Origin of the sequence: Aestuariivirga sp. (genome assembly GCF_037139295.1) — a bacterium.
Classification (GTDB): Bacteria; Pseudomonadota; Alphaproteobacteria; order Rhizobiales; family Aestuariivirgaceae; genus Aestuariivirga.
In genome coordinates, this window is the sequence record NZ_JBAXGR010000225.1 from 1 (window position 1) to 2901 (window position 2901).

At 66.0% G+C, this 2901-nt stretch carries 4 protein-coding genes; all 4 read right to left on the reverse strand.

Translation table 11 applies throughout. The features are described 5' to 3' along the window. Positions 1-422: amino acid synthesis family protein (locus WCJ41_RS21140; protein ID WP_336907814.1), on the reverse strand; the 422-nt coding region annotated here is incomplete at its 3' end. A 15-nt stretch (positions 423-437) separates the two neighbouring features. After that, positions 438-1631 (reverse strand): CoA transferase, encoded by a 1194-nt coding sequence (locus WCJ41_RS21145; protein WP_336907815.1) that lies wholly within the window; start codon positions 1629-1631, stop codon positions 438-440. Continuing rightward, the gene (locus tag WCJ41_RS21150; protein WP_336907816.1) at positions 1624-2421 is read right to left on the reverse strand and encodes an alpha/beta fold hydrolase; all 798 of its coding nucleotides are present in this window, start codon (positions 2419-2421) and stop codon (positions 1624-1626) included. Before WCJ41_RS21150 ends, WCJ41_RS21145 begins: the two co-directional genes overlap by 8 nt. A 1-nt stretch (position 2422) precedes the next feature. Then, entirely contained in the window at positions 2423-2818 is a 396-nt protein-coding gene (locus WCJ41_RS21155) for a RidA family protein (protein ID WP_336907817.1), read from the reverse strand. Between the last annotated feature and the right edge of the window lie 83 nt (positions 2819-2901).

A 2901-nucleotide genomic window follows, 5' to 3' on the forward strand; every position in this document is an offset into this window, starting at 1 on the left:
TCGTGCTTGTCCATTAGTGGGATCTGGATTTGCGTGTTGGCGGGCCCGCGGGTATTGGTAAAGCCCAGATAGGTCTTGGCACCCAGCGCCTCGCGATAGAAATTGCCGTAGTGCAGCGTGTGGATGAGGGCCGAGGCGTGCTCCTGCTCGCAGTCGAGCCCGGCCATCGCCGCCTTGCCGTAGGCCTCGATCTTGTCAGCCCCGCCTGCCATCGCCACGATGCGCTCGGTGAGGAGCTTGCCGAGGATCGGCGCGAAGGCACGGATCTCCGGCTTCAGGTCCGCGACGTAGCCACGACCTGCCCAAGGATTCTTAACCACTGCAGCTACGCCTAGCATGCGAAGCGGCGGGGTTGCGGCGCGCTCGCCCTCGAGATGGATCTCTTCCTCGAAGTTCACGAGCTTTCTGATCTTCAGTTCCATGGAAGCCTCTGGTGTTCAGGTTGCGGGGTTGGCGCGTGCGAGCAAGGCGAGCAGGTTATTGTGTTCGCCGAGCCGCGGCGGAGTGAAGGGGGAAACCGCCGGCGTGGCGCTAAAGCGGATGGGGTTAGCGGCAATCCGCCAGCCCTTGCGGTCCGCATCGGCATGCGGAACCTCGGCAATCATGCCGCGCGCCGCCACATGCGGATCATGGAAAATGTCGCGCGCGTCGTTCACCGGGCCGAAGGGCAGGCGCCCGCCGAGCAGCGTGCCAAGCTCTGCCTTGCTGTGCTGGCGGGTCCAGGCGCTGACCGCGTCGTTGACCTCCGACGCATGGGCACGGCGGCCGGGCTTGGTAGCCAGCCGCTGGTCGGCGAGCAGGTCATGTCGCTCCATGATGCGGGTGAGCTCGCGCCAGAAGGCATCATCGACCACACCGATTGATACCCAGCCGTCGGACGCGGGGAAAAGTCCGAATGGCGCGAGCAGTGGATGGCCGTTGCCGGCGGGCTCGGCCACCTTGCCTTCCATGTCGTAGAGATAGACGAGGCGCTCGCAGAGGCTGAGCATCGCATCATACATGGCAATGTCGACGAACTGGCCGTGGCCCGTCTTCTCGGCATGGCGCACGGCGGCCACGATGGCGAAGGCCAGCATCATGCCGGCGAAGACGTCGCCGATGCCGGGGCCGGTCTTCATCGGATGCTCGCGGTCCGCGCCGGTCATGCTCATCAGCCCGCCCATGGCCTGGGCGACGACGTCATAGGACGGCCAGTTCACATAGGGACTTTCACCGCTGCGCGGATCGCCGAATCCGGTGATCGCGGCATAGACGAGGGCGGGGTTCTCTTTCGCCAGGTCCTCGTAGCCAAGTCCCAGCCGCCCCATCACGCCCGGCCGGAAATTCTCGACCAGCACATGGGAGGAGCGCACGAGATCGCGGATCGCGGACTTCGCCTCCTCGGTCTTGAGGTCGAGGACGATGCTTTTCTTGCTGCGGTTCAGGCTCACGAAATAGCCCGACCAGTCCCGGGCCTCGTCATCGGCGCGCCACGGGCCGTTGCTGCGGCTGGTGTCACCCTCGGGGCTCTCGATCTTGATGACCTCGGCGCCGTGATCGGCGAGCATCATCGTGCAATAGGGGCCGGACAGCATGCGGCTGAAGTCCAGCACGCGGATGCCGGAGAGAATGCCGCGCGGCGCCTCAGCCACGCTGCACGCGTGACAGGAAGGCCAGCAGCTGCGCGTTGAACAGCTCCGGCGCCTCGGCCAGCGCCATGTGGCGCAAGCCTGGCAGGATGACGAGTTCGGAGCCTGGGATTTCCGCCGCAATGGCGCGGCTCATGGCGGGGGAATTGCCGTAATCCTCCTCGCCGGTCATGACGAGGCTGGGCGCGGCGATGGGCGGGCTGGGCGCCACCAGTTCGGTGACGCCATCGACCAGCACCTGGTAGATCGGGGCATAGACGTCCTTGCGGTTGGCGAGGATCCAGCGCCGCACTTCGTCCATCATCTGCGGATGGCTCAGGCGGAAGCCGTCGGTGAACCAGCGTGACAGGGCCGCCTCGACGGTGGCGGCGGGGCCGTCCTGCGCGGCCTGCACGACGCGTGCCTGGATCGCATCATGCGCCGCCTTGTCGCGTGCATGGGCGGAGTGGAGGATGCCGAGCGTCTCCAGCCTGTCCGCATGGTCCATGGCGAAGCGCCGGGCAATCATGCCGCCGAGCGAGAAGCCGAAGACGGAGGCCCGGGCGATGCCGAGATGGTCGAACAGTTCGGCCAGCTGATCAGAGAAGACGGTGAGCGATGGCGTGGTCGGCGGCACGCTGCTGTCGCCGTGGCCGTGCAGGTCGAAGGTGATGACGCGATGCGTGCCGGAGAGTGCCGGAACCTGCCATTGCCATGAGTGGCGGTTGAGCCCGAGCCCATGGACAAGCGCAATCACGTGCGGGCCGCTGCCGAAGCTCTCGTAGGCCGTGCCGTGTGGGGTGAAAGAGGCCATGTCAGCCGGCCACCGGCTTGTAGGCGACAACCTCGACCTCGACGCGGACATCGACCAGAAGGTCGCTCACCACGGCGGAGCGGGTGGGCGGCTGCTCGGGGAAATATTCGCCATAGACGGCGTTGAAGCCGGGGAAGTCGGCGCGGTCGCGCAGCCAGACCATGGCCTTCACGACGTCGGACAGGGCGCAGCCGGCTTCGGCCAGCGTGGCCTTGATGTCGTCGAGCACCGCGTGGGTCTGCTCCTCGACCGAGCCGGTGGTCATCACCTGGCCATCCTTGAAGGGGACCTGGCCCGTGAGGAACACGAAGTCACCAGCGCGGATGGCGCGCGAGAGAGACAGCGTGCGCCCGCCGATCACCAGTGGTCCGCCGATCACTTGCTTGGTCCTTGCCAACGCCACTCCCCCAACCTGTTGAAAAGTCTATGCGGTCGTCCTCCGCGCATTGTAATAGATTTCCGACAGCGTCCGGCGAAAAT